The following is a 4,242-nucleotide window of genomic DNA, read 5'->3' on the forward strand; positions in this document are numbered from 1 at the left end:
ACAAAGCTATAAAATCTATGTCAGGACTTTGAATATCTTCTATATTATTATGTATGTTTTTTAACAAAGTTCTTTTGGTGCTTTTCAAACAGTATGATTTTTTGTTTCCTGCGGGTTAAAACAATTATCATAAAAAATGAAACCACAGATACTTTATTTTTATCAAACCTTAATGTTTAATTAAATATTGTTTTATCTAAATCTACTTTATAACGGAAGCTTTAGTTTTGTATAAATTTACTACAAATCTGGAGAAGAAAAGAGAAAAACCTTCTATAAAATATCTTTTAAATATTACAAAGGTTCAGGAGAAGTATAGAATTTTATTTCTATTGAACACTGCAAATGTACAAATAAAAAATAAATAAGGCCTGCAATCAAAATTACAGGCCTCAGTATATTTAGCAAACAGCAATCTTATCAACTCTGTTCTGATGTCTTCCACCTTCAAATTCTGTAGAAAGAAATTTGTCAACAATTTCAATCGCCAGTTCTTTGGATATAAACCTTGCCGGCATAGAAATCATGTTGGCATCATTATGCTGTCTTGCCAGGGTTGCAATCTCCGGCATCCAGCAAAGTGCACATCTGATCTTTTGATGTTTGTTTGCAGTGATCTGAACCCCGTTTCCGCTTCCACAGATCAAAATTCCCAACTCATTTTCTCCGTTTTCCACAGAGGTTGCAGCAGGGTGAACAAAGTCTGGATAATCCACACTGTTTGTGGAAAACGTTCCAAAATCCTGAACCTCAAACTTTTCTGAAAGATAGTTTTTAACAATCTCCTTATATTCATAGCCTGCATGGTCTGCTGCGATAGCAATTTTTCTTTTCATAATACTCTTATTAAGCTTTTTTAGATTTTATTTCCTTACAAAGGTAAGAATAATAACAATTCGTGTTAGTAAACCGTGAGTTAATTGTGAAAAGCTATGTTAATAACTGTGGAAAACTTTTTTCAACTTTCTATTTTCAAAGATGAAATTATTTCGTAATAGAAAATCTTTGTGAAAGTTTTTCCCACAACTTTCCAGATCTTTTCTCAAGCTATCCCCAGGTTTTTCCATAATAAAATAACTAATAATGCTTTGCTGGCAAAGTTATCAACAATTGTGAATAAGTGTGTGAATATACAGGTTTACAGAGATTTATATTGTGAGTTATTTATGAATTATGTACCAGTTGAGTATTATAAACTTTATGCCTAAAACTTATCCCCGTTACTAACAATACATAACAACAACTACATTATTTTTTTTTATAAAGAGAAAAGATTTGTTGATTAATGGGTGATTGGCTTCGGGGAAAGTTTTTGAAAACTTTTATTTCGATCAATCTGTTGAAAAAGTTTAAAACCTTACATTTGTGAAACGAAAAATCAAAGAAATTGATGGACTTGTCCTTGCCGGAATTTGTTGAAACTTAACCTGGGCCGGAAAGGGAGGTCATGAAATTTTAGAAAAAATCTGAATATAAAAATGAAAACAATTAACGACTTCAATTTTAAAGATAAGAAAGCTCTTGTAAGAGTTGACTTCAATGTTCCACAGGATGATCAGTTGAAAGTGACTGACAATACCAGAATTGTTGCAGTGAAACCAACCGTGGAAAAAATCCTTAAGGATGGCGGTTCTGTTATTTTAATGACACACCTTGGAAGACCGAAAGGAGAGGTGAAAGACGAGTTTTCTCTAAAACATATTATTGGTGAAGTTTCAAATGTTCTGGGACAGGAAGTGAAATTCGTTGATGAATGCATCGGGGAGAAAGCTGAGCAGGCTGCTGCAGATTTGAAGCCGGGTGAGATTTTATTGCTGGAGAATGTTCGTTTTCATAATGAAGAAGAAAAAGGAGATGAAAGTTTTGCTGAGCAACTTTCCAAATTAGGAGATGCTTATGTAAACGATGCTTTCGGAACAGCACACAGAGCTCATGCTTCTACAGCGGTTATTGCAAAATTCTTTCCATCAACTAAATTTTTCGGTTTACTGATGGCTAAAGAACTTCAGGCGATCGATAAAGTTTTGAAAAGCGGAGAGAAACCAGTGACGGCAATCCTGGGTGGATCCAAAGTTTCAACTAAAATTACTATTATAGAAAATATTCTTCCTGCAGTAGACAATCTGATTATCGGAGGAGGAATGGCTTTCACATTTATTAAAGCATTAGGAGGGAAAATCGGAAACTCATTGGTAGAAGATGACAAGCTTCCTTTGGCTTTGGAAATTTTAGCAAAAGCTAAAGAACATAAGGTAAAAGTATACTTACCATCTGATGCGATCATCGCTGAAAGTTTCAGTAATGATGTTGAAAGAAAGGAGGTAGATATCTATGCTATTCCTGAAGGATGGATGGGATTGGATGCTGGTAATAAATCAAGAGACCAGTTCAATGATGTGCTTTTAAATTCAAGAACGATTCTTTGGAATGGACCTATTGGTGTTTTTGAAATGTCAAACTTTGCTGGTGGTACTATTGCTCTTGGAGATAGTATTGCTGAAGCAACAAGATTGGGTGCTTTCTCTTTAGTAGGAGGGGGTGACAGTGTTGCTTTCGTGAAGCAATTCGGGTATGCTGATAAAGTAAGTTATGTTTCTACTGGTGGAGGGGCAATGCTTGAAAGTCTTGAAGGACTTGAGCTTCCAGGAGTAGCTGCAATCAACAATTAATAGAGAATAAAATTCAATATTTTGAAGCCTGCTAATATTATTAGCAGGCTTTTTTGGGCTTATATTTTCATTGATAAATCCTGAATTGATCAGGTAAATTAATATCTTTTGATATAACTTAAGGTTATATTGATTGGAGACATTTTGATTTTCTGTTTGTTATGTTTTTACATCGATTGAGGTGGGTAAAATTGAATTTTATATTAAGAATTAAAGAGCTTTTTTCTTATCATTTTGTTTGAATTTTATAATTTTCTTGTAATACAAAAACCGGTTTTTAGCTTTTATAAAGTAGTTTATTTTATAGCTTTCTGAAGAATATTTTTATAGTTAGGACATAGATTTTCTCTTTATATTTTATGTTTTTTAATCTAAAATTTAAGAATAGAAGACATGGATTAATATTGAAATTATGACTAAAATGTCTTAGCTTTTTTGAAAAGTTCAGGCTTTGAATTTTTTTAGAGAACAATTATGATTTTATTTTAGAAAAACTCACGTGACTTTTGAAGTCATATATTAGTTTTCTTTTTGCTAAACTTTTTTGGACTAATTTTAATGAGCGATTAAATATTGGGATATGCTCGTATTTCAAATTTTCTATGAAAAGAGTAGGAGCCGTGAAAGTATAAACATACCTGTATTTTCTTGATTTTTCCTTTGCACTCATTTTTCAGGTTCGTAAAGACTTTGAATGTTAATTTTGAAAACATATTTAAAGAAACCTATTATAGAATTAATAATTACTTAGTGCATTGATTATTAATATGTTTTACTTTTTTATAAAAAAAAATCTTTTAATTAATTTATGTAGATTAAACGTCTTTATAATATATTGATTATCATTATTTAAACTTTATTCTTGTAACTATTTTTACTCCACTTTTTTGAAAGTTTCGTAAAAAAATATTTATAAATACCCATTTTTATTTCTTGTCCTTAAATTTTGGTTATATATTACTTATAATCAGTATTTAAACTTTTTATATATTGATTTTTACTAATAGTTTACTTCGCTTGAGTTGTTTTTTAGTCTCTTTAATAGGTATAAAGAATATAAAAATCTTAGATTTCATGTGCAGTAGTTTTAATATGACTCCTTTTAATTTTAAGATTTCTGAATATTAAAATTCTAATTTTCTTAATCAGTGAATTTTTTGCTGCTATGAGATAAGTTTTTTCTGATTAATTTTTTGAGCTTATAAGGATTTAATTTTTGATTACAATTTTTTTGCTCTTCAAAATGCAAGTATTTTTCGAAGAATGTCAAGATTGGTTTTCTGTTTATTTTTTATAAACCCTTAAAAATTGACTTTCATAAATGGCTTAAAAATCGAAAAACTAAAATTCTTTAAGGATTTATATATAAAATGAAAATAATGACTGAAATGGCGTGTTTTTTAAAGAATTTGCTTTTGTTTTTACAATTTCAAACTTTTTTTAATACTTACATATATTAAAATATTTTTTGAGTTTCAAAGGGTGCTAAGATTTAGTTTAACTCATTAAAGAAATGATAGAACTATGAAAGTGGGGTAGGGGAGTGAAAAAATAAATCCATTGAATTATTTAA

The 4,242-nt window shown here is 30.0% G+C and carries 2 protein-coding genes; one reads left to right on the forward strand and one right to left on the reverse strand.

Translation table 11 applies throughout. The annotated features are described in order from the left end of the window. Nucleotides 1-401 precede the first annotated feature (401 nt). Complete coding sequence (rpiB, locus tag BBH99_RS10095) at nucleotides 402-836, reverse strand: ribose 5-phosphate isomerase B (RefSeq protein ID WP_066695165.1); 435 nt, start codon at nucleotides 834-836, stop codon at nucleotides 402-404. 642 nt (nucleotides 837-1,478) lie between these two features. On the opposite strand from rpiB, the gene BBH99_RS10100 reads away from it, so the two are divergent. Beyond that, entirely contained in the window at nucleotides 1,479-2,669 is a 1,191-nt protein-coding gene (locus BBH99_RS10100; protein ID WP_066695167.1) for a phosphoglycerate kinase, read from the forward strand. Nucleotides 2,670-4,242: the final 1,573 nt, after the last annotated feature.

Source organism: Chryseobacterium contaminans (genome assembly GCF_001684955.1).
Taxonomy (GTDB): domain Bacteria; phylum Bacteroidota; class Bacteroidia; order Flavobacteriales; family Weeksellaceae; genus Chryseobacterium; species Chryseobacterium contaminans.